Source organism: Shewanella dokdonensis (genome assembly GCF_018394335.1).
GTDB lineage: Bacteria > Pseudomonadota > Gammaproteobacteria > Enterobacterales > Shewanellaceae > Shewanella > Shewanella dokdonensis.
The window spans coordinates 2,806,917-2,833,392 of sequence record NZ_CP074572.1 but is presented as its reverse complement, the minus strand read 5'-3'; the positions used below and the strand labels follow the sequence as shown (position 1 = coordinate 2,833,392).

Genomic DNA, 26,476 nt, shown 5'->3' with positions numbered 1-26,476 from the left:
CTTTAGGAAACAACCAGGCTGTGGATATTGCTATCTTTCCCATCAGCAGCATTATCCGCAAAGCCGCCAAATCAAAGCGGTTGGCAGGCACTCATCAGCATAGCCCCTGTTGCCAACCCGCCTCAGGCGACGGTTTGCTGCGGCACTGTTTGCTGCGGCACTAAGCGTGACAAGGCTTTTTCTACTTCACTGTAATGGCACAGCTCCAACCGTCCATCACGATGTTCCAGTACCGCCGTGCAATTCTCAACCCAATCGCCAGTATTGATATACAGTTGCCCTTGCAGGTATTGCAGTTCTGGATGATGAATATGACCACATACCACTCCGGCCACCTGCGCCTGAGCGGCCCGTTGCAGTGCCGCAGTACGAAAACGCTGCATGGCTGACTCCGCTTTGCTAGAGCACAACTTTAAGGTACGCGCTACCGACTGGTAAGGCAGTCCAAATAATCGACGTCCAGCATTCCACACGCGATTCAGCAATAGCACCAAGTCGTAAGCATTATCACCTAACCAAGCATCAAAACGGCTGGCACACAGTTGGCGATCAAATTCATCACCGTGGATCAGCAGTAATTTACCGTGAGAGGGACTGTCGTAAATGTATTCACGGTGGACTTCTATTTTGTCTACCAAGCCGCCATCAAATCGCCGCATCGTGGCATCGTGATTGCCTGGTACATAAATCACTCGTGTACCGCTGCGGGCCTTATCCACCAGCAATTGAAACACCTGTTGATGGGCTGCTGGCCAGTACCAACGACGGTTAAGCGCCTGCATATCCACAACATCTCCGACTAAAAACAAAAAGTCACTTTGATGCTGTTTGAGGAAGGTCAATAGATAATCGGCGCGGCAGTGTTTTTCACCAAGATGAAGATCCGACAGCCAGATAGCCCGGCAATAGCGGTTGGTTGAAGTTGCGGCTGAGGTCATGGCTAGGTCCTGTACCTGACTGAAATTCAACGGGCACAGATTAGTCACTGGGTTTGACGCGCTTGTTACCGGGGCTTGATGCTTTTGTGACAATCACTGCAAATGGTGGGAGCCATCACGGTTGGCCAGAAGGAAATTGTTGCGACTGAACAACACTGCATTAAACACTAACGCGCAGTTGGGCTTGGCTGTCCACTCGCATTAAATGCAATCCGGTAACCAAACAGACCACGTTCACTATTGTCAGCCGGTATGCGGAACCAGAATCCCTGTTCGGGTGCAGAGACCTCAGGGCCACGGCCAAAATCATCCATAAACTGCTGTAATTGCTCTTTATTGTGGGATTCAAAATATCCCATACACAGATCGTCATTGCATGCCAATTGATAATCGCTGAGATAAAGGCTCTGAGGCCGTTGCTGCACAAACTCATGAAGTTGTGCTTCAAAAGCTCCAGCAGTAACGGATTTATGTGTATCAGCCAGATGCATGACCAGTTCGCTGTAACCTGACGATAGCAGCACCCGCTGCATCAGGCGGCTATCAACTCGCTGCCCACGATGAACCAGTTTGGCAAAGTTGAAGCGCCAAGGATTGATCTCTCGAGCACGCTCGGCCGCATCTGTCACAGGTGTGAGTGGCGGCTCATTCATCTTCTGAGTGTTAGCCGATTCAATGGCGGGCGGTTCGCTGTGATGGAACCAAGGAACCCTATCGCCGTTTTTCACCTTGATTAATACCACTATGAGTAACAAGGCGATAGCGATATAAGTAAGATCGTTAAACGGTTTCATCCACAATTCCTTTTGTCTGAAACATCTATCAGCCTTCTAAGGCGTTGCCCATGCCACTATTTTCCGGGAAATCACTTAAAACACAAGCCCAGTAGTTACGGTTAACCGCCGCCGTAACGACTGGGATGGCAGCGCTTAGCCGCCAAAATCGTCCAGTAAGATGTTGTCACGCTCCACCCCTAGACCTTCCAGCATGGAGATCACCGAGCTATTCATAATGGGCGGGCCACACATGTAATATTCGCAATCTTCTGGCGCTTTGTGCTGTTTGAGGAAATGTTCATACACCACGTTATGGATAAAGCCGGTATAGCCCTGCCAGTTATCTTCCGGCAAGGGTTCCGACAAGGCGATATGCCATTCAAAGTTAGGATGGGTACTCGCCAGTTCATCAAAATCTTCCTGATAAAACACTTCGCGCAGCGAGCGCGCGCCGTACCAGAAGGTCATCTTGCGTTGAGTTTGCCGCGATTTCAGTTGGTCAAAGATATGCGAACGCATGGGAGCCATGCCTGCACCACCGCCAATAAAGACCATTTCCGCCTGAGTGTCTTTGACGAAAAATTCACCGAATGGCCCCGAGATAGTCACGCTATCCCCCGGCTTCAGATTAAAGATGTAAGACGACATCTGCCCTGGAGGAATTTCAGGCTTAGGCGGTGTCGCAATGCGAACATTGAGCATGATGCGACCTTTTTCTGCTGGGTAATTCGCCATCGAGTAGGCGCGCATCACCGGAGCATCGACCTTAGATACCAGTTCAAACAATCCATGCTTCAGCCACTCATCACGGTATTTTTCATCAATATCAAAATCGCGGTAATGTATTTCGTGGACAGGCGCTTCAATCTGAATATAACCACCGGCTTTGAAGTTCACCTCTTCACCTTCCGGTAATTTCAGCAACAACTCTTTGATATAGGTGGCTGTATTACGGTTAGACAGCACCTGGCATTGCCATTTACGGACACCGAAGATCTCTTCTTCCAGCTCCAGTTCCATATCGTTTTTCACGGCCACCTGACAAGCAAGGCGACAGCCCAGTTTGGCGTCTTTTTTGCTGATATGCTCCATCTCTGTTGGCAAAATATCGCCGCCACCAGACTTGATAATCACCCGGCACTGGCCGCAAGTACCACCGCCACCACAGGCTGACGGCACAAAAATCTCCTTGGATGCCAGCGCCGCTAACAGCTTACCGCCCGCCGCCACGGTAACGCTTTTGCTGGCATCATCATTAATGGTCAACTGCACATCGCCGCTTTGTACCAAACGGCTTTTGGCAAATAGGATCAACGCCACCAGCAAACACACCACCAAGGTAAACATGCCGATGCCAATTAACATTTCCATCTGTATGCTCCTTTGCGGTTACAGCGTGATGCCAGCAAAGGCCATAAAGCCTAATGCCATCAAGCCAGTAGTGATAAATGTGATGCCAATGCCTTGCAGATTCTTAGGGATAGCATTGAATTTCAATCGTTCGCGGATGCCTGCCAGCAGTACAATCGCCAGCGCCCAACCACTACCGGCCCCAACACCAAACACAATGGATTCGCCAAAGTCGTAATCGCGGTTAGCCATAAAAATCACCCCGGCAAAAATAGCGCAGTTCACCGTCAGCAGTGGCAGAAAAATCCCCAAGGTCTGATACAGTACCGGCACATAGCGATCCAGCACCATTTCGAGGATCTGCACCAACGCCGCTATCACGCCGATAAAGGTGATCAGTTGCAGATAGCTCAAGTCCAGATTGGGTAATCCGGCCCAGGCTAACGCGCCCGGTTTTAGTACATAGCTGTAGATCAGTTGGTTCAGCGGCACCGCTAACACCATCACCACAATCACTGCGATGCCAAGGCCAAAAGCGGTCGACACCTTTTTCGATACCGCCAGAAAGGTACACATGCCGAGGAAAAACGACAGCGCCATGTTGTCGATGAAGGTCGCCTGAATAAACAGATTGAGATAGTGTTCCATAACGCCTCCTTAACGCTGCCGATTGCGGGCGATGTTGATCAACCAGATGATCACGCCGATCAGAAAAAATGCACTCGGAGGCAACTTAAACATCTCGTTTGGCAAGTACCAGCCACCATCAGCCACGGTTTGCAGCAGTTGTTTGCCAAACAATGTGCCCGCACTCAAGAGTTCGCGGACAAAGGCCACCGACAACAAAATAAAACCGTAACCGGCCGAGTTGCCGAGTGCATCCAGCACCGCTAGGTGCGGCGGTTCCTTCATGGCGAAGGCTTCGGCGCGCCCCATCACAATACAGTTGGTAATGATCAGCCCGACAAACACCGACAGCTGTTTTGACAGCTCAGGGGCTAAATCTTGCAGCACCATATCCACTACAATCACCAGCGAGGCGATGATGGTCATCTGCGCAATAATGCGCACGCTGTTGGGAATAAGGTGGCGGATAAGTGAAATAAACAGGTTGGAGCAGACCACCACGAAGGTCACCGCCAAGGTCATCACCAAGGCCGTCTGCATCGAGTTGCTTACCGCCAGCGCCGAACAAACGCCTAATACCTGCATCGCCACCGGATTATTGGCAAACACCGGCTGCCACAGCAGTTCCCGCGGGGTTAATGTTGCACTCATTTGGCGGCCTCCATCGTTTTTAACTGGTTAAGCAGTGGCGCAAACCCTTCATCACCAAACCAGAAACTGATCATATTCTGTACCCCGGCACCCGTTCGGGTGGCACCGCTAACACCATCTATGCCATTGAGATCGCCTGGCTTCGCACCACCCTTAACAATTTTCAGCGCGACCTTGCCATCAGCATCAAACAGCTGCTTACCGTGCCATTTCTGACGCCAGTCTTGGTGGCTAATGAAATCACCAATCCCCGGCGTTTCACCGTGTTCATAAAACACTACAGCTTCGATGGTATTGAGATCCGGCGTTAAGCCAATAAAACCGTAGATAATTGACCACAAACCTTTGCCATAAATCGGCAGTACCCAGCTCTGTAACTTGCCCTGTGCATCATGTACCCGAAAGATGCGGATCTGATTGGCGCGGGTCTTGATACGGGCGGTATCTTTGGCAATCTTGCTGGAATGCTCCGGATTGATAGCGGCCATGCGCTCGTCATAGTCCAGCAGATCATCTTGGGGAATCGTCTGTCCATCCGCCAGCGTTACCAGCATGGGTGTCACCCGGGTGCTGAACAGGGTTTTAAAGTTGCTGTTATCACTCGGAATATCGGCGGCCAGCAGTACATTCTGCATCAGCTCATTGCGCTGCTTTGCCAGCTTGCGTTCTTTCAGCACGCCCGCGGTGCCAGTGATCATAAAAGAGCACAGCAGACACAGTACGATGGTAAACAGGAAGGTACCGGCAACACTGTCTTTATTAAAGGCCATTGCGCTTGCTCCTCCGTCTGATGTTAAAACGCGCCACCAGCGAGTCCATCAACGGCGCCCACAGATTGGCAAACAGGATTGCCAGCATAATACCTTCCGGCATTTTGACGTTGGCAACGCGGATCACTACGGTCATAGCGCCTACCAGTAAGCCAAATAGCAATTTCCCGGGGCGGGTGTAAGCCGTGGTAACCGGATCCGTCGCCATAAACATCATCCCTAAGGCAAAACCGCCAGTGACCAGATGCCAAGTCCAGGGCATGGCGCTCCAAGCACTGCGACTGTTGCCAAAGTAATTGAACAGTAAGCTAGTGACGATCATGCCCAGCATCACCCCGGCCACAATGCGCCAATCCGCCAGCCGGGTCAGCAGCAACAGACCACCACCTAACAAGATTGCCAGCGTGCTAGTCTCACCGATGGCACCGATTTCGAAACCGAGAAATGCCTGCCACCAGTTGCTATCGCTAAACGCCTGATACCAAGCATAATCGCTGAAATGCAGTTTATTGGCCGCCACCTGTGCTAGCGTGGTAGCGCCAGAATAACCATCAACCGCCACCAACTGCGCGCTAGTCGTAACTTCAGAAGGATAGGCAAAGTAGATAAATGCCAGTCCCGCTAGGGCCGGATTGAGAAAGTTGTAGCCCATGCCGCCAAATAACTCTTTGGCCACCACCACCCCAAAACTGACGCCCAGCACCACCAACCACAGCGCAATGTGCGCGGGCATACACAGGCTAAACAGCAAGGCAGTAACGAAAAAACCTTCATGCAGTTCTTGTCTTCGCACCTTGGCAAACACCATTTCCCATAGCAAGGTGGTCAGCAAGGCACTGAAATAAATCGGTAGGAAAAAATCAAGCCATAGGTGAAGGTACTAAAAAACCAGACGCTACATTCAAAGGGCCAAACATTGATGTAAACAGCGATGCCTGGCCAGCCGCTAGCGGCGCTGGCTCCGGCAATTAACGCCAGCTTGGCTTGCAAGCCGGTGTTATAAATACCAAACAGAATAGCGGGCAACAGACACATTCCCACCAGCGTCATGGTACGTTTGACATCGATGGCGTCCCGCACATGGACAGTATCCTGGGTGCTGCCACCATGACCGATGAATAACGAGCGGAAAAAGTCGCGGATGGTTGAGCCCGGGGCATAATAGGCTTCCTGAATTCCCGGCTTGGATTTTTTCATCAGCCTTCCCTCTCAATAATGGTCAGGCAGGCACGTAATTCCTGACCGTAATCATATTTACTGGGGCAAACAAAGGTGCACAGCGCCAAGTCTTCCTCATCTAACTCCAGCGCTCCCAATAGTTGTGCTTCATCGGTATCCCGCACCACCAAGTCACGCACTAGCAGTGTCGGCAAGATATCCAGCGGCATCACCCGATCCAATTGTCCGAAGGCCAACATAGCACGTTTGCCCCCCCGATATGAGTAGTCATGGCAAACAGCTTGGGTGGCAGGAAGCGTGACAACACCGCGCCAGTGACCGAAAACAACGATTTGCCAGGTCGAACCCAAGGCAAGACGCTGGCACGGTGATCTTCTTTAAGCACGGAGATCTGCGGGCGGAAACGGCTGAGATAATCCAGTTCGGCCACCGCGGTAAAACCACCCAATACCGAGCCAGACACCACCCGGCAGAGTTCCGGTTGCAAGAGTTCTCCGCTCACCAGCTCACTGATGCAGACACCGCTGATGGTTCGCAGCAAGCGGGGATTAGCTACCTGTGGCCCGGCCAACGAAATCACCCGGCTGTTATCCAGTTCACCTGTGGTAAACAACTGCCCGATGGCAATCACATCCTGATAGCCGATATGCCAAACCTGCCGTTCACTACTGACGGGCAACAGATGGTGAATGTGAGTACCCACCAACCCGGCAGGATGCACGCCGGTGAAGTGCCAGTTTTCGACCTGCGCTAACTCTGCGCCCGGCAGTGGTTCTGGCTCGCCGTCCTGACATAAAAACAGTTTGCCATCCGTCAGATGTGTCAATACCTGTAAGCCAGCAACAAAATCATCGGCAGCGGCATTAATGATGGGGCGGGGATCTGGCGCCAACGGGTTGGTATCGGTAGCAGTGATAAAAATGGCAGCAGGCGTACTATCTGGTTTTGGTGCCCGTGAAAAAGGTCGCGTGCGCAACGCCACCCACAACCCGCTTTCCAGCAACTTTTGCTGCACCGCGTCACGGCTGAGCGCCGTTAAATCGGCTTCGGCACCGAAGTTAATATAGTCATCCCCATCCAGAGTTATCACCACCGATAGCAACACCCGCCGCTCACCACGATTAATGGCACTGACAATGCCACTGGCGGGCGCAGTAAAACGCACCCCGGGGTTACTCTTATCCTCAAATAGCGGCTGGCCTTTACGAACCCGTGCGCCCTCTTCTACCAACATGGTTGGTTTCAAGCCCACATATTCGTGCCCCAGCAAGGCAACCTTAGTCACAGGATTAGCGGCTTCTATCACTTGTTGTGGCGCACCAGCAATGGGCAAGTCCAGGCCCTTATTAATCGTGATAACACGCTCAGTTGCACTCGACATAGCGTTAGCTCTCATGATTTTTAATTAACTTGATGCTACAGAACCTGTGCCTAAATTACCGCCAACTGCATCACACTAGAACGATATATGTAATATAAATACGTAAATTTCACGCATCAACCCAGACATTACGCCTTAATCCAAGCTTAAAAAGTAATAAACTTACGTTGTTAATTTCCACAATATCTCATCAGCCAGGCACAGGCGCATCTCGCAGCCTTGACGCGCAAACCGTTGCCCTGTCTTATCGACAATAAACCACCGCGATGATGCTCTGATGTCAGTTGCTGGCGTTAACACCCGGCTTGCGCCATAGCAACTTTAACGCAGCGGTAATTACCGAAATTGCGAACAAGATCACTATGAAAACTATGATCCTGATCGCCTATCCTCTGGATTACCTCTTGCGGGGTATATCGCCCTAACTTTGCTAAGTTCTAGACTTTTTGCAAATACCGACCCTCTGGCAAATACCAACATCGGCAAGCCACGGCGCTACATTCAAAGCAGGTCGAATATGCAGCAAGCAACACCGCAGGAATACCACATCACCAGCCTGGTGATCCACGCCGAACCCGGTCATGTCCGCCAGGTTAGCACTGATATATCGCTATTATCTGGCACCGAAATCCATGCCTGTACTCATGAAGGCAAGCTGGTGATCACCATTGAAGGGGATGACCAAAAAACCGTGCTGGATCGCGTGGAAACCATTAACCGACTGCCGGGCGTGTTGTCCAGCAGCCTTGTCTATCACCAGGTTGAAACCTTCAGCCATTAATAACGATCATAAAAACGAGGAAACACTATGAGCATTAGTCGCCGCGAGTTTCTGAAAGCCAATGCCGCTGTAGCGGCGGCTTCGGCCATTGGCGCCACACTGCCAGTGAAAATTGTTGAAGCCGCGGAACACGGTGACGACATCAAATGGGATAAAGCCCCCTGCCGCTTCTGTGGTACCGGTTGCTCAGTACTGGTAGGCACCCGTGATGGCAAAGTTGTCGCTACCAAAGGGGACCCTGAAAGCCCAGTCAACCGTGGGTTGAACTGCATCAAGGGCTATTTCCTATCAAAAATTATGTACGGTAAAGATCGGCTGACCACGCCATTGCTGCGAATGAAAGATGGCAAGTACGACAAAGAAGGCGAATTTACCCCTATCAGTTGGGATAAAGCCTTTGATGTCATGGCTGAAAAGTGGAAACATGCAATCAACACCAAAGGCCCAACCAGTGTGGGTATGTTCGGCTCTGGCCAGTGGACCGTTTGGGAAGGTTATGCGGCCGTCAAACTGCATAAAGCGGGTTTTCTGACCAATAATATCGACCCTAACGCCCGCCACTGCATGGCCTCGGCGGTGGGGGATTTATGCGTACTTTCGGTATTGATGAACCCATGGGGTGCTATGACGATCTGGAAGCCGCTGACCACTTTGTGCTGTGGGGCGCCAATATGGCCGAGATGCACCCGGTACTGTGGGCGCGCTTATCTGACCGGCGACTGAGCAATCCCAACAGCCGAGTACATGTGCTGTCAACTTTCCAAAATCGTTCCTTCGATCTGGCGGATAACCCGATTGTATTTAAGCCGCAGACTGACCTTATCATCCTCAATTTTATCGCCAACTACATTATTCAGAATGGCGCGGTTAACCAAGATTTTGTCAGCAAACACACCAAGTTTGCCAAAGGTGTGACTGATATTGGTTACGGGTTGCGGCCAAATCATCCGCTGGAACAAAAAGCGAAAAACCCAGGCAGCGGCAAATCCAGCCCAATAAGCTTTGAAGAATATGCCAAGTTTGTTAGCAGCTACACACTAGAGTATGCCGCCAAGATGAGTGGCGTTGAGCCAGAAAAACTGTTGCAACTGGCAAAAGCTTATGCCGATCCTAACATCAAGGTGATCAGCCTGTGGACCATGGGCATCAACCAGCATGTGCGTGGCGTATGGGCAAACAATATGCTGTACAACCTGCATCTGCTGACTGGCAAAATCTCCACTCCCGGCAACAGTCCTTACTCCCTTACTGGTCAGCCTTCTGCCTGTGGCACCGCGCGCGAAGTGGGCACCTTTGCCCACCGCCTGCCCGCCGATATGGTGGTTGCCAATGACAAACACCGCGCCATTGCTGAAAAAATTTGGCAATTACCAGAAGGCACAATCCCCGCCAAACCGGGTTACCACGCAGTGCTGCAAAGCCGCATGTTGAAAGATGGCAAACTCAACTGCTACTGGACCATGTGTACCAACAATATGCAGGCGGGCCCTAATATCAACGAAGAGATTTACCCCGGTTTCCGCAATCCGGAAAACTTCATCGTAGTGTCCGATCCATATCCGACCGTGACCGCCATGACCGCCGATCTGATCCTGCCAACCGCTATGTGGGTGGAAAAAGAAGGTGCCTACGGCAATGCCGAACGCCGCACGCACATGTGGCACCAGCAGGTAAAAGCGCCACAAGGTGCCCAGTCCGATCTGTGGCAACTGATGGAATTTGCCAAACGTTTCAAAGTGACCGAAGTGTGGCCAGCCGAACTGGTGGCAAAGAAACCAGAATATGCTGACAAAACCCTGTTCGATGTACTGTTCGCTAACGGCGTGGTCAATAAATTCCCGGTCAGTGACTGCAAAGTATCACTCAATGATGAATCACAGCACTTTGGTTTTTACGTGCAAAAAGGCCTGTTTGAAGAATACGCCAGTTTCGGTCGTGGTCATGGTCATGACCTGGCCGACTTTGATGCTTACCACGCCAGCCGCGGTCTGCGTTGGCCGGTGGTTAATGGCAAGGAAACCCTGCGCCGCTTTGTGGAAGGCGCAGATCCTTATGTTAAAGCCGGCAGTGGCTACCAGTTCTACGGCAAGCCGGATGGCAAAGCGGTGATCTTCGCCCTGCCTTATGAACCTGCGGCAGAAGAACCAAACGCTGAATACGATCTGTGGATGAGTACCGGCCGCGTGCTGGAACACTGGCACACCGCCACCATGACTGCCCGAGTACCTGAGCTATATCGCGCCTACCCAGATGCACAGATTTTCATGCACCCGGAAGATGCCAGCGCCCGCGGACTGAAACGCGGCGATGAAGTCATGGTCGCCTCGCCTCGCGGTCAACTGAAAACCCGCGTTGAAACGAAAGGCCGTAATAAACCGCCTCGTGGGGTGGTGTTTATGCCGTTCTTTGACGCACGGCAGTTGGTGAATAAGTTGATGCTGGATGCCACCGATCCACTGTCCAAAGAAACCGACTTTAAAAAGTGTCCGGTTAAAGTCATGAAAGCTTGAATGACAGTACCGTCAATAACAGGAGACCGAAAATGTCCACGCAGTCGTCACAGCTTAAAGGGGTAAATCGCCGCCAGTTTCTGGCAACGACCGCCCGTTATGCCTGTGCTGCCGGATTGGTTGGCAGTGGTCTGGTGGCCATTGCCCGCGCCCAGCAATTGGGGCCGCAGGCATTGCGCCCCCGCGGCCTTGGCTGAAGCAGATTTTCTGTCAGCCTGTGTGCGTTGCGGCCTGTGTGTTGAAGCGTGCCCCTATGACACCTTGCAACTGGCGCGCTGGTTTACGCCAGTGCCCATGGGCACGCCTTGGTTTAGTGCGCGCGCAATCCCTTGCGAAATGTGTGATGACATCCCCTGTGTCAAAGCCTGTCCATCTGGCGCACTAGATCCTTCGCTGCATGATATCAATGACGCGAAAATGGGGGTTGCGGTCCTGATCGACGAACAAGAATGCCTGAATTTCAAGGGGCTGCGCTGTGATGTGTGCTACCGCGTTTGCCCGTTGCTGGATCAGGCTATCAGTATCGAAATGAGCCGCAACCATCACAGTGATCATCACGCCATGTTTATTCCAGTCGTGCACAGTGACAAGTGTACCGGTTGTGGTAAATGTGAACATGCTTGTGTACTGGATGTGCCAGCCATCAAGGTATTACCGCCCGCACTGGCCAAGGGAAAGCCGCCGCTCACGACGCGTATCAGGATACAGGTAGCGTGACGTTAGAGATGTTGAATGGAGGATTCAAGCCATGAGCCATCCGTCTAACCGTTTTGCCGCAGCGGCGATTGCCCGTCTGGGATTCTGGAAAGCGCACCGTTTTTGCTGCTGCGCCGAGCCAGCCAACTCACAGTGCTGACGCTGTTTGCCATCGGGCCGTGGGCCGGGATTTGGCTGCTACGCGGTAATCTTTCTGCCAGTCTGCTGCTCGATAGCGTGCCCTTGGCAGATCCTCTCACCACCTTGCAGGTATTGCTGGCCGGTCACCTGCCACAACCACACTTATTGCTGGGGGCGGTGTTGATTGGGCTGTTCTATGGTCTGCTGGGAGGACGGGTGTTTTGCAGTTGGGTTTGTCCGGTCAATATGGTCACGGATTTTGCCGCCTGGTTGCGGCGGCGTTTCAAGCTGCCGCGCACGCCAGAACTACCGGGGAAGTTCCGCTACTTTATGCTGGCACTGGTACTGCTGCTTCCGCTGCTAACAGGCCTGAGTGTCTGGGAATGGCTCAATCCAGTGCCGATCCTCTACCGCGCCTTACTGTTCGGTAATGTCACTGGTATCAGCATTATTGTTGCCATCTTTCTGGCCGATCTGCTGCTAGCCGAACGGTTATGGTGTTCCCATGTCTGCCCCACCGGCGCGCTATATGGCCTGCTAGGAAAACTAGCACCCGTGAAAATTGCCGCCGTCAAACGGCAAGCCTGTAACAACTGTATGGATTGTTTCAGCGTTTGCCCAGAACGACAGCTGCTAAAACCGGCACTCAAAGGCCAACAACTGCTGATCAACGATGCTGATTGCACCCTGTGTGGACGTTGTATCGATGTCTGCGCGGTTGAAGTCTTTCAATATAAAAACCGATTTAACAAAGAGTTCCAACGATTTGCCCACAAGGCGGAGAACGAGCAATGAAAAAACCTCACCTTAGCTGCACTATTGGTGGTTATCGCCGGTTGTAGCGGCCAACAAGCTGCCAGCGCAGCCAAACCTGTTAATGTTGCCTCACTTGGCGGCAAAGCCCCAGTAACCAGCAACGCTGCCGCTGACAGCGAAGCACAATTTCCAGCAAAAGGTAGTGCCATCCAGCGGAATTTTGCTGAGCAGCCGCCACTGATCCCCCACAACGCTAATTACCCCATCACCCTAAAACACAATAGTTGTCTTGGTTGCCATAGTTGGGATAGAGCCGCTAAAATGAAGGCCACTCCGGTGGCAAAATCTCATGTGCTTGATGCTAAAGGCACATTGAAAGGCGAGAATTACTTCTGTACCCAATGTCACGTACCACAGGCAGACAACAAACAACCGTTGGTTGGCAACAGTTTCAGCCAGCAGTAACTAGGCAAGAATCACCTTATCTGGTGTTCCTGGGATAAAGTGATCAGGCAGGGCTCCCACGGATTGGGAGCCACGTCTTTTGCAATCTAGGAAAGCATTGTTATCACCGCATCAGTCGCTATGTTTCTGCAATATCACCACCCGCCGTTCATCATGAAATAGCAAGGTCAGGCCAAAGTGTTCACAGATCCATTGAAACGTGTCGAGATGGAAAAAACTGCAATGGGTAGGGTCGCGGGTGTAGTGCCAGTCATAAAACTGTTCAGGCGTCTGCCAACGGTCTGTCATTATTCCAAGAATTCCACCAGCAGGCAGAAGATTACATAAGCGCTGTAATTCGATGGCGGGCTGGTGAAAATGTTCAAAGCATTCACTCGCCAGAATAAAATCATACTGAGTTTGTAAAGCGATAGGAAAAAACGCCGGATCATAGTCATCACAGGCAATGCCTTGACGTGCCAGTAACTGCGACATAGTGGGCCCAGGGCCACAGCCAAAGTCGAGTCCGTGCATGGCAGGTGACAGCCATGGCAAAACGGGCTGCAACAGGCGCATAAGAAACGCCACATAACCCGCATCATGGATGCTATTTTCATGGGTGGCGTAATAAGCGCGCTCGTCCACCAGCGTCAATCTATCGGTAGCGAGTAGCGAGATCAACCTGCAGTGGGCACAGCACTGATAGCGCCGGCCAACCCGCGCGGCAATCGGCTGTTGCTGCTCACTCGCACCACAAAGAGGGCAAATCTGCGCTGACAATATCACTCCGCTTCACCTGAGAAAAGGCGACACTTTACCATATTGGCAAACGCTTTTACGCAACGATTCTGCCTGTCAGCGCCATTTCAGTAACCCAGCTCCTGACAAAGGCGACTGAATCCCTCGGCAACCTCCTTGCTTTCAATCATCGCCAACAGCACCTCGGCGGCTTTGGCACCATCCAGCATCAGTCGTTTTCCCAAAAACAGCATGAAGGCCATTTTTCCTTCTTCAGAATCTTCATTGGTGGGCAGATCCTGCATCATTAACGTCTGGCAAAACGCCTGTGGATAGCCCCATAACGTCAGAATATAAGCACTCAGCAGGGTGGAGTCTTCAAAGTCACTGCGGCTTTCGGGCAGTTCTTCGGTTGCGGTCAGTTTCAAGGTTTCCAGCAACAGCTGACCGATAGCACTGAGCAAGGCCGCCGAAAACAACATGTCCCGTTGCCCCACCGACATACCGGCATACTGTGCCAAACGGCGACAGTAGTTGGCATGGATAAACGCCTGATCATTGATATGGTTGTGCACCGATGCTGGCAAACGATGTTTGATATCTTCACCTATCAGCAAAGTGGTGATGATCGATTCTGTCAGTTTGGCGCCCAGACGCACAATGGCTTCTTGCAATGAGGAGGTCTGGCGCGTATAGCCCAGCAACGCCGAGTTAGCACTTTGGATCAGCTTGCCACTGACCACCGGGTCATGCACCACCAGTTCAGCACAATCACTGAGATCTGATTCTGGATCGGCCAGCACCTGCCGCAGCTGCATGATCAGTTGCGGCATAATTGGCAACTGATTGATGCGCCCTACCCGCCGTCGATCCTCCAGCGTAAACGGCAGTTTCTGCAACCGTTCCGCACAATTGAACAGATGTTCCAGATCCGCTTCACGAAACGGTTTGGAGAACACAAAATGGCTATAAGACTCTAACTGCTGGAACACCTCGGAAGAGGCATCTGCCGTCAGTAACACGCGAATGGCCACCGGCAATTTATGGCTGGCCTGTTGGAGGATCTGATTGCCGTTAATGCCGGGCATCACGTAGTCACTGATCACAATATCAGCGCTCAGCTCTTGGCCGCCAGCACTACAGAATTCCAACCAACGGCTAGGCTGATCACACAGAATAAAATCCCACTCGGGTCGCAACCGTCTGGCCACCCGCAGCAATGCTTTGAGCATCAGCATATCATCGTCGATAAAAACGACTTTGAGTTGACTCATGTGCGGTTTCCCTCCTGCAGCGTAAGTCACTCGACTACCATAAAGGTTACGACACTATCTGTCGCCTATATTGTCAGATGCTCATATCACACTTTAGTTTTATCAGCGCCTGACCAACTTGCTAGTATTCATTTTAGATCATAAATTTAACTGGCAACAAACATGTGTACCAGCGACCGGGAGTAAGGAGCCTGCTGATGATAGAACTGGCTGATGATGCCCCAGCGACCATTCTGTGTGTTGACGATGAACCCTGTATCCTTAAAGCACTGCAAAGGTTATTCCTGGGTCAACCCTGCACCCTGCTGTTGGCCGAAAGTGGTGAGACCGCACTGGCACTGATGCAGCAGCATACCGTGGAAATTATTATCTGTGATATGCGCATGCCGCAAATGAACGGTGCTGAATTTCTGCAACAGGCCGCCAAGCTGCAACCCAATGCTTACCGTATTCTAATGACGGGCTACGCCGATTTGGCATCAACTATTGCCGCCGTCAATATTGGCCGGATCCACCGCTACATCCAGAAACCCTGGGATAATGCCGAACTGCTAGCCGCCGTAGATGAGGGGCTGGATTACCACCGTTTACTGCAAGCCAACAAACAGCTGACCGCCCAAGTTGAGCAACAAAATAAGCAACTGAAACAACTGAATCTGTCGCTAGAAGAACAGGTGCAGCAACGTACTCGGCAACTGCGGCAAAGCCTGCAACAGTTAAAGTCTTTGCTGGCGCAAAGAGAAAGTGAAAACGATGCCATTTTGCAGTTGTTGTATAACATCATCTCCATCAATCCTTACCTGAGTGGCGACTATGCCCGGCGTGTTAGCCAAACCTGTGGCGATCTGGCACAGGCATTGGGCTTAAGCCATGAACAACAACAGTTGATCAGCAATGCAGGGTTGTACAGTGAGGTAGGCAAGCTCGGTTTCAATGCTTCTTTGCTGGATAAACCCTTTCACACGCTGGGATCTACCGATCATCGGCTGTACCTGTTTCACCCACAACTCGCCGAAGAGATTATGGCTCCCGCGCTGCACCTGCAACCTATGGTTGAGATCATCCTGCATCAATATGAGCACTATAATGGAACTGGGGTACCTGATATGCAGAGCGGGCAGAACATTCCTTTAGGCTCACGCATATTGGCGGTTGCCCGCGACTTCTGGGCGCTGATGTTCAAGCGCCTCAGTGAAAACGTACATACGCATGAAGAAGCCATTGCATGGCTGCAACGGCAACAAGGCTCGGTTTACGATCCCCAACTTATCGGCACCATGGAAACACTGCTGCGGCAGCAACAACTGGATAACCCTACCGTCGATGACGTGCAAGGCGTGACCATAGATCAACTGCAACCTGGGATGCAATTAAGCCATAATTTGTACAATCGTAATCAGATGCTGTTACTGCCCAAAGGCCATGTGTTGACCCAACAATCGCTGGACAAACTGCGGGAATACCAGACCAAGCACAAAACCGTGCTACGGCTGCAACTGGAATCCGCTGACAAAGCCAAATCAGCCAATGCCTGAAGCCGTTAGCAACGGCAACAGGCAGGAGCAACTATGAATAATCATTCGCTGGCGTCACTGCTGGATAAACTGCCATTAGGGATCTGCATTGTTGACCGCAAATACCGCATCCTTTACATCAATCTGCGCTTCATCAAAGAACTGCAACTGCCGGCGGAAATCCGTCTAGGCGCCTCACTATTACAGCTATGCCAAGCACAGGCACCTTTGTTACAGCAGCATCTGGACAATGTTGCTGGCCGCACCGGTGACACCTTTCCATCTGACATCCATCCACCAGAAACATTTGAGTTTATCCCTGAAACCGACACGACAGTACCTGGGGTCTATGCAATACTGCATATGGAGATAGTCCCGCTGTCCATCAATGATGGTGAGGTCAAAACGCTATGCCTGCTGCTGGATGCGGGGAGCAGTTATACGCAGGCGAAACAGAAGATGGCGCAGGAACTGGCCGCTGAACATGAACAGCAACAGCAATTGCTGGACAAGCTGGAAACCGCCAGAGGCCAGCTGGTACAGGCCGAAAAAATGGCGTCCATCGGCCAACTGGCTGCCGGCATTGCCCATGAGATTAACAATCCTATCGGTTTTATCAGCTCAAACCTGCAAAGCCTGCAAGACTATGTTGGCCGGTTACTGAGCATAATTCACGATAGCGAAAGTCTGCTCAATGAACAGCAACGGCAACAGTTGCAGCAATTGATGGAACAACAGCAGTTCGGTTTTATTCGTGAAGATATCAAAGAGTTACTGGAAGAATCCCTCGATGGTGTCAACCGCGTGGCCACCATAGTCAACAGTCTGAAATCCTTCTCCCATGTGGATAACAGTGATTGGCAGTATGCTGATCTGATTGATGGGATGGAAAACACCCTGAAAATTATCCATAACCAGTTGAAGTACCGGATACAACTGCACAAGGATTATCAAGAAGGGTTACCACTGCTTTATTGCCAACCAATGCAGTTAAATCAGGTATTTATGAACCTGTTAATGAACGCAGCGCAAGCGATTGAAGGCGATGGTGATATCTGGATCTCCATCCATACCATGCCGCAAGATCAAGGCATGGAAATCCGCATCAAGGATAACGGCTGTGGTATTGAGCCGCAAAACCTCCATAAGATATTTGAACCCTTTTATACCACTAAACCCGTTGGTAGCGGCACTGGCTTAGGACTGTCACTGTCTTACAGCATCATCCAAAAACAGCACGGTAAAATCAGTGTCAACAGCAAAGTCGGCGAAGGCACTGAATTTGTGGTGAGACTGCCATTGCAAGGTGAACGCCGTCTGCGGCAATGAGTCCTAGCATTTAGCTTCTTGCATAAAAAATGGCGCTATCACCGCGCCATTTTCTTATGTCTCACGTTGTTACGGTTGCGCCAACCGATTCAATACATAGGTCAGCACGCCGCCAGCATGGTAATAAGCGATTTCCATCTCGGTATCCAGACGACACAACAAACTGATCTGCTTGCTGCTGCCAGCGGCATAGTGAATTACCGCCTGGATATCCTGATTGGGTTTAAGCGGTTCTGCCAAGCCGAGAATATCGAAATGTTCATCGCCACTGAGTTGCAGCGACTGGCGGTTGTCACCGTCTTTAAACTGCAATGGCAATACCCCCATGCCCACCAGATTGGAGCGGTGAATACGCTCAAAACTTTCGACGATTACCGCTTTTACCCCCAACAGCAAGGTGCCTTTGGCAGCCCAGTCACGGCTAGAGCCGGTGCCATACTCTTTACCGGCAACTACCACTGTGGGTATTTGCGCTTGTTGGTAAGCCATAGCCGCATCGTAGATAAACCGCACTTGCTGCTCACCACTCATGCGGGTTACCCCACCTGTGTGCCCAGGCACCATCTCGTTGCGGATACGAATATTGCCAAAAGTGCCGCGCATCATCACTTCATGATTACCACGGCGAGAACCGTAGGAGTTAAAGTCCTGCTCCGCGACACCGTGACTGCGCAAATACTGCGCCGCCGGACTGTCCTTAGGGATCACGCCCGCGGGGAGATATGATCTGTGGTCACTGAATCCCCTAGCAGCGCCAGAATAGCGGCACCGTTAATATCGGCCCGATTACCGGCATATGCGGCGTCAAAAAACGGCGGCTGCTGAATATAGGTGGAATTCACATCAAACTGGTAGGTACTGCCAGCCCCGGCATCAATCGCGCGCCAATTATCATCACCATGGAACACATCGGCGTATTGCTCGCGGAACTGTTGCCGAGTGATATCTGCCAGCAATGCCGCAATCTCGGCATTCGATGGCCAGATATCTTTGAGGTACACCGGATTACCCGCAGGATCCTGGCCGATAGCTTCCTGCGACAGATCAATGCGGGTGGTACCCGCCAGCGCAAATGCCACCACCAGTGGCGGCGAACACAACCAGTTGGATTCCACTAGCGGATGAATACGGCCTTCAAAGTTGCGATTGCCAGACAACACTGAAGATACATGAATTTTCTGCTCGCTGACCGCCTGAGTCACCTTCTCCGGCAGCGGCCCCGAGTTACCGATACAGGTGGTACAGCCATAACCCACCAGATTGAAGCCCAGCGCATCCAGTGCCGGTTGCAGTCCCGCTTTTGCCAGATACTGAGTCACCACTTTGGAGCCAGGAGCTAATGATGATTTCACCCAAGGTTTACGTGTCAAACCTTTCGCGAGAGCTTTTGCGCCAGTAACCCGGCCGCCAGCATTACCGCCGGATTAGAGGTGTTGGTACAGGAGGTGATGGCAGCAATCACCACATCACCGTGGTGCATCGGCAAATCAGTGCCTGCTAAGGTAAAGGGCTGTGACAGATCATCACGCCCAGAAAGTTTAATGGCATCTTCGGCGGCCTGTTTCATGGCCGATAATGGCACCCGATCCTGCGGCCGTTTCGGCCCCGCCAGGCTTGGGTCAACCGATGCCAGATCCAGACTCAAAGTTGCCGAGAACTGCGGTGCTGGCGCCCCGCTTTCACGCCACAATCCCTGCGCTTTGGTATAGGCTTCCACCAAGGCAATGGTGGTTTCATCGCGACCGCTTAAACGCAGATATTCCAAGGTGTTAGCATCAACAGGGAAGAAACCACAGGTGGCACCATATTCTGGCGCCATATTGGCAATGGTTGCCCGATCCGCCAGTGGAAGTTGATCCAGACCGTCACCATAGAACTCGACAAACTTACCCACTACCCCGTGTTGACGCAGCATCTGCACCACACGTAACACTAAGTCGGTAGCGGTAATGCCTTCATTAAGTTTGCCTTTAAGTTCAAACCCCACCACATCCGGCAACTGCATGGAGATCGGCTGTCCCAGCATCGCGGCTTCGGCTTCAATCCCCCCACGCCCCAGCCCAAAACGCCAAGCGCATTGATCATAGTGGTGTGACTATCCGTGCCCACCAGCGTATCAGGATAAACCAGGGTGCCAGCATCGGTTGTCTGGCTCCAGACACCTTTCGCCAGATATTCCAGATTCACCTGATGGCAGATGCCGGTGCCCGGCGGTACTACCGAAAAATTATCAAAAGCACCTTGGCCCCATTTCAGAAATTGATAGCGCTCTTGATTGCGTTGCATCTCAATTGCGACGTTCTCCTGATAGGCGCTGCTGCTGGCAAACTTTTCAATACTGACGGAATGGTCAATCACCAAGTCCACTTTCGACAGAGGATTGATTTTTTGCGGATCGCCACCACGGGCCACCAAGGCCGCGCGCATTGCCGCCAGATCGACAATAGCCGGCACGCCAGTGAAATCCTGCATCAATACTCGCGCTGGATGATAAGCAATCTCCTGGGAGCTGCCCTTGCCATGACTGTTGGCGACAGCTTCCAATGCCGTCAGCTCACAATGTTCGGTATGCAGATGTCGCAAAATGTTTTCCAATAGGATTTTGCTGCTAACGGGTAGCCTCGCGACATCGTGATAAGCCGCTAGCGGGCCATCGGTAACAGAATAATACAGGTAGGTGTTAGCGCCGACGTGCAACTGGCGTTTGGCTTGTGCCTGAAACTTGAGTTTGGACATTACTACTCTCCCTGAGTTGAGTTCGTCTGAATCCTCATGGTGTTTCCAGCATATGGGATCTCCCCAGCTATCTCAAGACACAATACAGTTTTAATAATTAAGAATATATTACGTAAAAGAATTTATAGATTAGAGTGGCTAAAAAAATCGCCCGCGATAGGCGAGCGATTCTGGGCTTTTGTAACTGGATGGATTAAGCTGCTTTAGCTTTTTTGTGGAAATGGAAACTGCCTTTCCACGAACCCTGGTTATTGACCTTGGCGGTTTTAGCCTTGGTTTCAGGGACTGCAGTAGTCGCAGCTTCGTAAAGGGCGCTTACCCAACCACACTGTGCGGATTTCATGGCAAATTCCTCTGTTCTTTATCTGTATACGACTTTAGTATTAGAACAGCTATAGGTAAAATGAATTAATTCCATAGGTAGGATTCCATAGAAGAATGAATATCCCAATCAAGACATTGCATTGCTTTTTACGACTGGTGGAGATCGGCAACTTTACCCGCGCCGCTGAACAGCTGTATCTGACCCAGCCAACACTGAGCAAAATGATCCAGCGACTGGAAGAAACCCTGGATCAGCAGTTGTTGATCCGTAGCAACCAGAAAGTGGAGCTGACCCAGGCCGGGCAGATCTTTCACGCCAGTGCCAGCCAGATCATCGGGCAATGGCATCGAATGGAACAGGATCTGGCAAATCTATCGGGGTTGAAGTCAGGCCATCTACGTTTGGGCGTATGTCCGATGATGAGCACGCTGACGATAGATCTGCTGACCAAGTTCCGTCAGACCTATCCCGGTGTTGAATTGCATATGCAGGAATACGGCGGTTTTGGTTGCGAGCAAGCGCTGCTGGCCGACTCACTGGACATCGCGTTTACCGCCCTACCCGTGACCAATTCTGAACAGCTTTCAGCGTCACCGCTACAGGGATATCCACTCAAAGTATGCCTGCCGAATGAGCACCCCTTGACGGCAAAAGAGCGCATTAACTGGCAGGATCTGGCGCAATATCCGTTCATTCTGTACAACGAAGATTTCTCGCTGGCCAAGTTGTTTGCCCGCCTGACGAAAGAAGCCGGAGTTACCCTCAACATCGCCTTTCGCAGTGGTCAATGGGATTTTCTCGGCGCAATGGTGGAAGAAGGCATGGGCCTAGCTATTTTGCCAGAACCCATCTGTAACAAGCTCGACAAAACACGACTGGTATTCCGGCCGATGGAAAAAGAGCTGTTCTGGCAGATTGGACTTATTTGGCGCAATAACCTGCCACTAACCCCCGCAGCAGAAGCGCTGCTGGCACTGAGTCGTCACCGACCTTAAACTGACATCAGCTACTGCTTGGGATCACCAACACATTACTACGGCTACGCTGTAAAATTTGTTCGGCAGTATTCCCAAGCATCCAGCCCATCAGTCCCTGACGTTGCCGAGCCCCCATGACCAGATAATCGCTCTTGAGCCGACAAGCCAATTGATACAGACACAAGTCTGGCTCACCGCTGAGAATGTGGATCTGTTCTTTGGGCAAGCCGATCTCGGTGAGTAGTTGTTGATGACGCCGATAAGCATTCTTCACCAACTGCTGAATATTTAATACTTCCAGATCGCGGATCAATCTGGGCACCCGCAATATATAAGCAAGATGCAGTTTGCCTCTGGTGGCCGCAGCGAGGGTTTTAGCATGTTGCAGCACCTGCCGATTTAATTGCTGTTTGTGCAGATTATCGGTATCCAGATCCAGCGCCATCAACACGCTATTGCCCCGTTGTAACGGATTCTGCGTCAGTAGCATCACCGGCACTTTAGTGGTACGCAATAATTGCCAATCGGTCGGCAGCATATGCTCGCTGGGGTGGATGCCCTTCACCACCAGATCAAAGCCTTCATTGGCGGCATATTCACAAGCATGTTCATACAGGTATTTACACCACACCACATGCACGGGCACATCGCCAGCCTCCAGTTGCTGCAAGCGTTCCATCAATTGCTGCTGCTTGTGTTGCAGCAGTTGTTGTTTGACCTCTTCATAGATGATCGGATCACCTGAAAAATACTCATAGCAGTAGGCAAAAATTTCGGGAGTTTTACCCAACATATTTGCCAGTTGCAGCCCCTCGGTGATGACATCGGTGTGCGCAGATTCGTGCGGTTCGACAATAAATAGTTTACCCATCTGATTTCTCCCGTATTTCTACTGGTGTTTAGGCAGAAATTGGACTCTACTCAATAGGTAGGGGACTAACGAAAACCCTGTTAATAAGTGTATCAAAGCGGGGGCAAAACGTGCCGATAGATGACCTGCTAATCGCGTTGTTTTTGATCTTGCTACTGTCCCGGTTACTGGGAGAAACCTGTCAGCGCTTTGGCTGGCCGGGAGTGGTCGGTGAAATTGCCGCTGGAGTATTGCTCGGGCCATCGGTGTTAGGTTGGCTCGCGCCAAATCCATTACTCGCCAATATTGCCGAGCTGGGGATCATTCTGCTGTTGTTCAGCATCGGCACTGAGACCTCCATCAAACGGCTATATCATGCGGGGACACAGGTTCTGCTGGTCGCCTTAAGTGGCATTGTCTTACCACTGTTGTTCACCGGACTGGCAGCGTTTTATTGGCTGTCACTGCCCCCGTTTGCCGCACTGTTTTACGGCTGTGCGCTGACCGCCACCAGTATTGGCATTTCGCTACGAGTGTTGAAAGATGCCGGGCAACAACAGCAACACAGCAGCCAGATTATTCTCGGCGCGGCGGTGGCGGATGATATCGCCGGGGTGATCTTGCTGAGTCTACTGTTTAGCAGTGCCACTGGCGCAGGCTTTGCGCCACTGCCACTGCTCAAACTGGTGCTGACCTTGTTGGTATTTCTGGTATTTGCCCCGCCGCTAGGCCGCTTGTTGATCTATCTGCTACGTTTTGCCAGTGGTCATGCCCGCAATGAAGGTTATGAAGCCGTGGTGATGCTGGCGCTGATCTGTTTGTTTGCCTGGCTGGCGCATCATGCGGGGGCGCCAGCGCTGCTCGGTGGTTTTTCTGCTGGCCTGGCATTATCGCGACAGTTTGTCTGGCCTTGGCAACGTTATCTGCAAAACCCGTTTGCCTTCACCAATAAGCTGGAACATGCCATGCAACCGCTCACTGAGGTGTTTGCGCCAGTATTTTTTGTTTATGTGGGCATTAGTATTGATGTCAGCCAACTGCAACTCAGCAGCACCGACTTACTGTGGTTAGCTGGCATAGTATTGTTGGCACTGGCAGGTAAACTACTGGCGGGCTTGGCAGTACAAGGCCCGTGGCGCGATAAGTGGTTAGTGGGCTGTGCCATGATCCCGCGCGGCGAAGTTGGGCTGGTATTTGCCCAACTCGGCTTGCAATTACAGATTATCACCACCGATATTTTTACCGGACTGGTATTGGTGATTGCAACCACCACCTTGTTGGGGCCGCTGCTGTTAAAAGCCTTGCTGCCCCATAACCACGTACAAAAAACGCCGCAGTAGCGGCGTTTTTGGTGACTGACCTTGTGGTTATTGCCGCTTGAACTGCCGCTCCAGAAAATCGGTCAGCGATTTATACAGATGCGTTTTGACCTTATTGCCACGCATGGAATGCTTGGCGCCCGGATAGTTGATCATTTCAAACAGCTTACCGTCATCTTGCAACGCCTTGTATACGCGAGTGCTGTTTTCAAACAGCACGTTGTCATCCGCCATGCCGTGATACATCAATAAACCACTTTGATAACTGCCGATATATGGCAGCACACTGCTTAAGCGATAGCCTTCGGCATTATCATGGGGATTGCCCAGATACCGTTCAGTGTAGTGGGTATCGTACAGCGACCAGTCGGTCACTGGTGCGCCGCTGATCGCCACCTTGAAGTAATCCGGTGCCTTCAACTTACACATCAGCGCCATGTAACCACCATAACTGTGACCATATACGGCAATCTTGTTAGCATCCACCCATGGCAAAGTCCGCAGATAATCAACGCCTTGCTTTTGATCGGCCACTTCGGCAACCGCCAAGTGTTGATAGATCACCTGTTCAAAGCGCAGACCGTGATGGCCAGAACCCCGATTATCCAACTGGAACACGGCAATGCCCTGTTGCAACAGATATTGGGTGAAGTAATCCTGACTGCTCCAGCTGTTCACCACCATCTGTGCATGTGGACCACCATACACCCGCACTAACACCGGATATTGCTTGTGCGCATCAAAATTAACGGGCTTGAACAACCGATAGTGCAAGGTCTGCCCATCTTCAGCCGTCAATGTGCCGAACTCGGGCAACTGCCACAGGCCAGCATATTGATATAAGGGGTGCCCTGGTTTGACGGCATTTTGTTCCACCCACGCCAGACGCTTACCCTCAGCATCATGCAAACTCACCTGCGGCGGCTGTGATAGCGAGTCAAAGTAATCCAGATAGACGGCTTTATTATCGGCAAATACCGCTTGGTGCATCCCATGTTGGGTTGATAAACGGGTCAAATCACTGCCATCAAAACGCACTTTATACAGCTGCTTCTCGACATCACTGTCTTTACGGCCGGTGAAATACACCCAGCCCTGTTTTTCATCCACATGGCTAATACTATCGACTGCCCAGTCTCCGTGAGTCAGTTGCTGTGTTACCTTGCCGTCGGCGGCAAACAGATAAATATGCTTAAAGCCGCTGCGCTCAGACGTCCACAGGAAGCCGCCCTGCTTGAGGAAATGCAGATCGTCATTGAGATTAATCCAGATGTTATTGCGTTCAGCGACCAGCGTTTGCGGCGCTTGGTTTGAGTGCACATCCACAACGCGCAGGTCTAACTGCTGCTGATTACGACTTTGCCACTGGAATGACAGATGACGGCTGTCGGGCAGCCATTTTACTCGCGGCAGGTAAAAGTCAGTGTCTTGGCCCAAATCAATCCATGTCACCGTTTGCTGCGGCAGTGCAATCACGCCCAATTTTATCTGCACGTTTGCAGTGCCCGCTGCCGGGTAACGTTGCTGAGTCAGCTTGATTCCATCGGCATAGATTTCATTACGGGTGACTTCTTCTACCGGTGATTCATCCACCCGGTTAAAGGCAATTGCCGATTCATCCGGCGCCCACCAGTAGCCGGTCATGCGCCCCATCTCTTCCTGCGCCACAAATTCGGCCATAGCGTTTTTAATCACGCCGCCACCGTCTTTAGTCAGTTGCGTGAGCTTGTCGTTCGCCAGTGTCAGTAGCCATAGATTCTGCCCGGCAACAAAAGTGACATAGTGCCCCTTGGGTGACAATTTGGCATCGGTGGCAAAACCATCGCCAGTTGGCAATAACCGCACTTTGCCATCGGCCAGCGTGTAATAATAGAGTTTACCGGATGACGGGATCAGCAGTGCCTTACCATCATCGGCCCAGGCATATTCCATGATGCCTTCACCATAAATCCGTTGCCGTTCGCGGCGGGCTTTTTCCTCATCGGATAATTCGCCCTGTTGCAGTTTGGAAGCATCCAGCAACATACTAACCTTGCCGCTGGCGACATCCATCTGCCATAAATCGTAAAAATGCAGATTATCCTTACGCCCCACCAAAAAAGTCGCGCGCGCGCCATCCGGTGACAACTTCAGTTGCCGCGGACTACTGCCTGCCAAATCCGGTGAATCGTAAAGTCTATCAACGGTGAGTGGTTCGCTACCACCGCTAAGGGTTTGCGCGCTGCTGGCCGCGCTGCCAAGTGAAAATGGGATTGCCATAAGTACCGAATAAATCCAGTGTCGGGTCATGTTATTGTTATTCCATCAGCTATGTATCAGAAACCGCCTGATAACTTCAGGGCTCCATTCTGCCTTATTTTTCCCGGTTGGACAAACCCGCCATGTAACCGCTGAAAACTGTGGATTTTTGCGCT

17 protein-coding genes and 6 pseudogenes are annotated in these 26,476 nt (G+C 51.5%); 9 read left to right on the top strand and 14 right to left on the bottom strand.

Going from position 1 to position 26,476, the window contains the following annotated elements:
• Positions 1-122 precede the first annotated feature (122 nt).
• From KHX94_RS13610 to KHX94_RS13575, 8 genes and pseudogenes are all read right to left on the bottom strand, one after another.
• Positions 123-938 carry a UDP-2,3-diacylglucosamine diphosphatase gene (locus KHX94_RS13610; protein WP_213681061.1) on the bottom strand — a complete coding sequence of 272 codons (816 nt, stop codon included), beginning with the start codon at positions 936-938 and terminating at the stop codon, positions 123-125.
• 167 nt (positions 939-1,105) lie between these two features.
• Positions 1,106-1,732: a hypothetical protein gene (locus KHX94_RS13605; RefSeq protein WP_213681060.1), complete on the bottom strand. Its 627-nt coding sequence runs from the start codon at positions 1,730-1,732 to the stop codon at positions 1,106-1,108.
• A gap of 135 nt (positions 1,733-1,867) precedes the next feature.
• A complete protein-coding gene (gene nqrF, locus KHX94_RS13600; RefSeq protein ID WP_213681059.1) occupies positions 1,868-3,085 on the bottom strand; it encodes an NADH:ubiquinone reductase (Na(+)-transporting) subunit F in 1,218 nt (405 codons plus the stop codon).
• An 18-nt stretch (positions 3,086-3,103) separates the two neighbouring features.
• Positions 3,104-3,712, bottom strand: a complete 609-nt coding sequence (nqrE, locus tag KHX94_RS13595; protein WP_213681058.1) for an NADH:ubiquinone reductase (Na(+)-transporting) subunit E — start codon at positions 3,710-3,712, stop codon at positions 3,104-3,106.
• A 9-nt stretch (positions 3,713-3,721) separates the two neighbouring features.
• A complete protein-coding gene (locus KHX94_RS13590) occupies positions 3,722-4,342 on the bottom strand; it encodes an NADH:ubiquinone reductase (Na(+)-transporting) subunit D (RefSeq protein ID WP_213681057.1) in 621 nt (206 codons plus the stop codon).
• Positions 4,339-5,112: a Na(+)-translocating NADH-quinone reductase subunit C gene (locus tag KHX94_RS13585; RefSeq protein ID WP_213681056.1), complete on the bottom strand. Its 774-nt coding sequence runs from the start codon at positions 5,110-5,112 to the stop codon at positions 4,339-4,341. Before KHX94_RS13585 ends, KHX94_RS13590 begins: the two co-directional genes overlap by 4 nt.
• Positions 5,102-6,309: pseudogene (locus KHX94_RS13580) on the bottom strand (NADH:ubiquinone reductase (Na(+)-transporting) subunit B). Before KHX94_RS13580 ends, KHX94_RS13585 begins: the two are co-directional and overlap by 11 nt.
• Positions 6,309-7,672: pseudogene (locus tag KHX94_RS13575) on the bottom strand (Na(+)-translocating NADH-quinone reductase subunit A). Before KHX94_RS13575 ends, KHX94_RS13580 begins: the two co-directional pseudogenes overlap by 1 nt.
• A 517-nt stretch (positions 7,673-8,189) precedes the next feature.
• Here KHX94_RS13575 and KHX94_RS13570 point away from each other — a divergent pair.
• The 5 genes and pseudogenes from KHX94_RS13570 to KHX94_RS13550 all read left to right on the top strand — a co-directional run bounded on the left by KHX94_RS13570 (position 8,190) and on the right by KHX94_RS13550 (position 13,021).
• The gene (locus KHX94_RS13570) at positions 8,190-8,453 is read left to right on the top strand and encodes a chaperone NapD (RefSeq protein ID WP_213681055.1); all 264 of its coding nucleotides are present in this window, start codon (positions 8,190-8,192) and stop codon (positions 8,451-8,453) included.
• Between the two features lie 27 nt (positions 8,454-8,480).
• Positions 8,481-10,963 (top strand): annotated as a pseudogene (gene napA / locus KHX94_RS13565) (nitrate reductase catalytic subunit NapA).
• A 32-nt stretch (positions 10,964-10,995) separates the two neighbouring features.
• A pseudogene (gene napG, locus KHX94_RS13560) lies at positions 10,996-11,715 on the top strand (ferredoxin-type protein NapG).
• Positions 11,712-12,595: pseudogene (gene napH, locus KHX94_RS13555) on the top strand (quinol dehydrogenase ferredoxin subunit NapH). Before napG ends, napH begins: the two co-directional pseudogenes overlap by 4 nt.
• A gap of 24 nt (positions 12,596-12,619) precedes the next feature.
• On the top strand, positions 12,620-13,021 hold the full coding sequence (locus KHX94_RS13550) for a nitrate reductase cytochrome c-type subunit (protein WP_213681054.1): 402 nt from the start codon (positions 12,620-12,622) through the stop codon (positions 13,019-13,021).
• A 111-nt stretch (positions 13,022-13,132) separates the two neighbouring features.
• On the opposite strand, the gene KHX94_RS13545 is transcribed toward KHX94_RS13550, so the two are convergent.
• Positions 13,133-13,780 carry a class I SAM-dependent methyltransferase gene (locus KHX94_RS13545; RefSeq protein ID WP_213681053.1) on the bottom strand — a complete coding sequence of 216 codons (648 nt, stop codon included), beginning with the start codon at positions 13,778-13,780 and terminating at the stop codon, positions 13,133-13,135.
• Positions 13,781-13,866: 86 nt separating this feature from the next.
• On the bottom strand, positions 13,867-15,012 hold the full coding sequence (locus KHX94_RS13540; RefSeq protein WP_213681052.1) for an HDOD domain-containing protein: 1,146 nt from the start codon (positions 15,010-15,012) through the stop codon (positions 13,867-13,869).
• A 197-nt stretch (positions 15,013-15,209) separates the two neighbouring features.
• Between KHX94_RS13540 and nosR the strand changes: the two genes are divergently transcribed.
• Together nosR and KHX94_RS13530 are read left to right on the top strand one after the other, a co-directional pair.
• The gene (gene nosR / locus KHX94_RS13535) at positions 15,210-16,547 is read left to right on the top strand and encodes a response regulator c-di-GMP phosphodiesterase, NosR family (protein WP_213681051.1); all 1,338 of its coding nucleotides are present in this window, start codon (positions 15,210-15,212) and stop codon (positions 16,545-16,547) included.
• 33 nt (positions 16,548-16,580) lie between these two features.
• On the top strand, positions 16,581-17,855 hold the full coding sequence (locus tag KHX94_RS13530; RefSeq protein WP_213681050.1) for a sensor histidine kinase: 1,275 nt from the start codon (positions 16,581-16,583) through the stop codon (positions 17,853-17,855).
• Between the two features lie 69 nt (positions 17,856-17,924).
• Here KHX94_RS13530 and acnA read toward each other — a convergent pair.
• Together acnA and KHX94_RS13520 are read right to left on the bottom strand one after the other, a co-directional pair.
• Positions 17,925-20,591, bottom strand: a pseudogene (gene acnA, locus KHX94_RS21845) (aconitate hydratase AcnA).
• A gap of 193 nt (positions 20,592-20,784) precedes the next feature.
• The gene (locus tag KHX94_RS13520) at positions 20,785-20,934 is read right to left on the bottom strand and encodes a hypothetical protein (protein WP_213681049.1); all 150 of its coding nucleotides are present in this window, start codon (positions 20,932-20,934) and stop codon (positions 20,785-20,787) included.
• A gap of 95 nt (positions 20,935-21,029) precedes the next feature.
• Between KHX94_RS13520 and KHX94_RS13515 the strand changes: the two genes are divergently transcribed.
• Positions 21,030-21,911, top strand: coding sequence for a LysR family transcriptional regulator (locus KHX94_RS13515; RefSeq protein ID WP_213681048.1), 882 nt, complete (start codon positions 21,030-21,032; stop codon positions 21,909-21,911).
• A gap of 7 nt (positions 21,912-21,918) precedes the next feature.
• Here the strand turns inward: KHX94_RS13515 and KHX94_RS13510 are convergent, their stop codons facing one another.
• On the bottom strand, positions 21,919-22,764 hold the full coding sequence (locus tag KHX94_RS13510) for a universal stress protein (protein WP_213681047.1): 846 nt from the start codon (positions 22,762-22,764) through the stop codon (positions 21,919-21,921).
• Positions 22,765-22,874: 110 nt separating this feature from the next.
• Here KHX94_RS13510 and KHX94_RS13505 point away from each other — a divergent pair, with 110 nt between their 5' ends.
• Entirely contained in the window at positions 22,875-24,083 is a 1,209-nt protein-coding gene (locus KHX94_RS13505; RefSeq protein WP_213681046.1) for a cation:proton antiporter, read from the top strand.
• Between the two features lie 27 nt (positions 24,084-24,110).
• On the opposite strand, the gene KHX94_RS13500 is transcribed toward KHX94_RS13505, so the two are convergent.
• On the bottom strand, positions 24,111-26,321 hold the full coding sequence (locus KHX94_RS13500; RefSeq protein WP_425314070.1) for a S9 family peptidase: 2,211 nt from the start codon (positions 26,319-26,321) through the stop codon (positions 24,111-24,113).
• Positions 26,322-26,476: the final 155 nt, after the last annotated feature.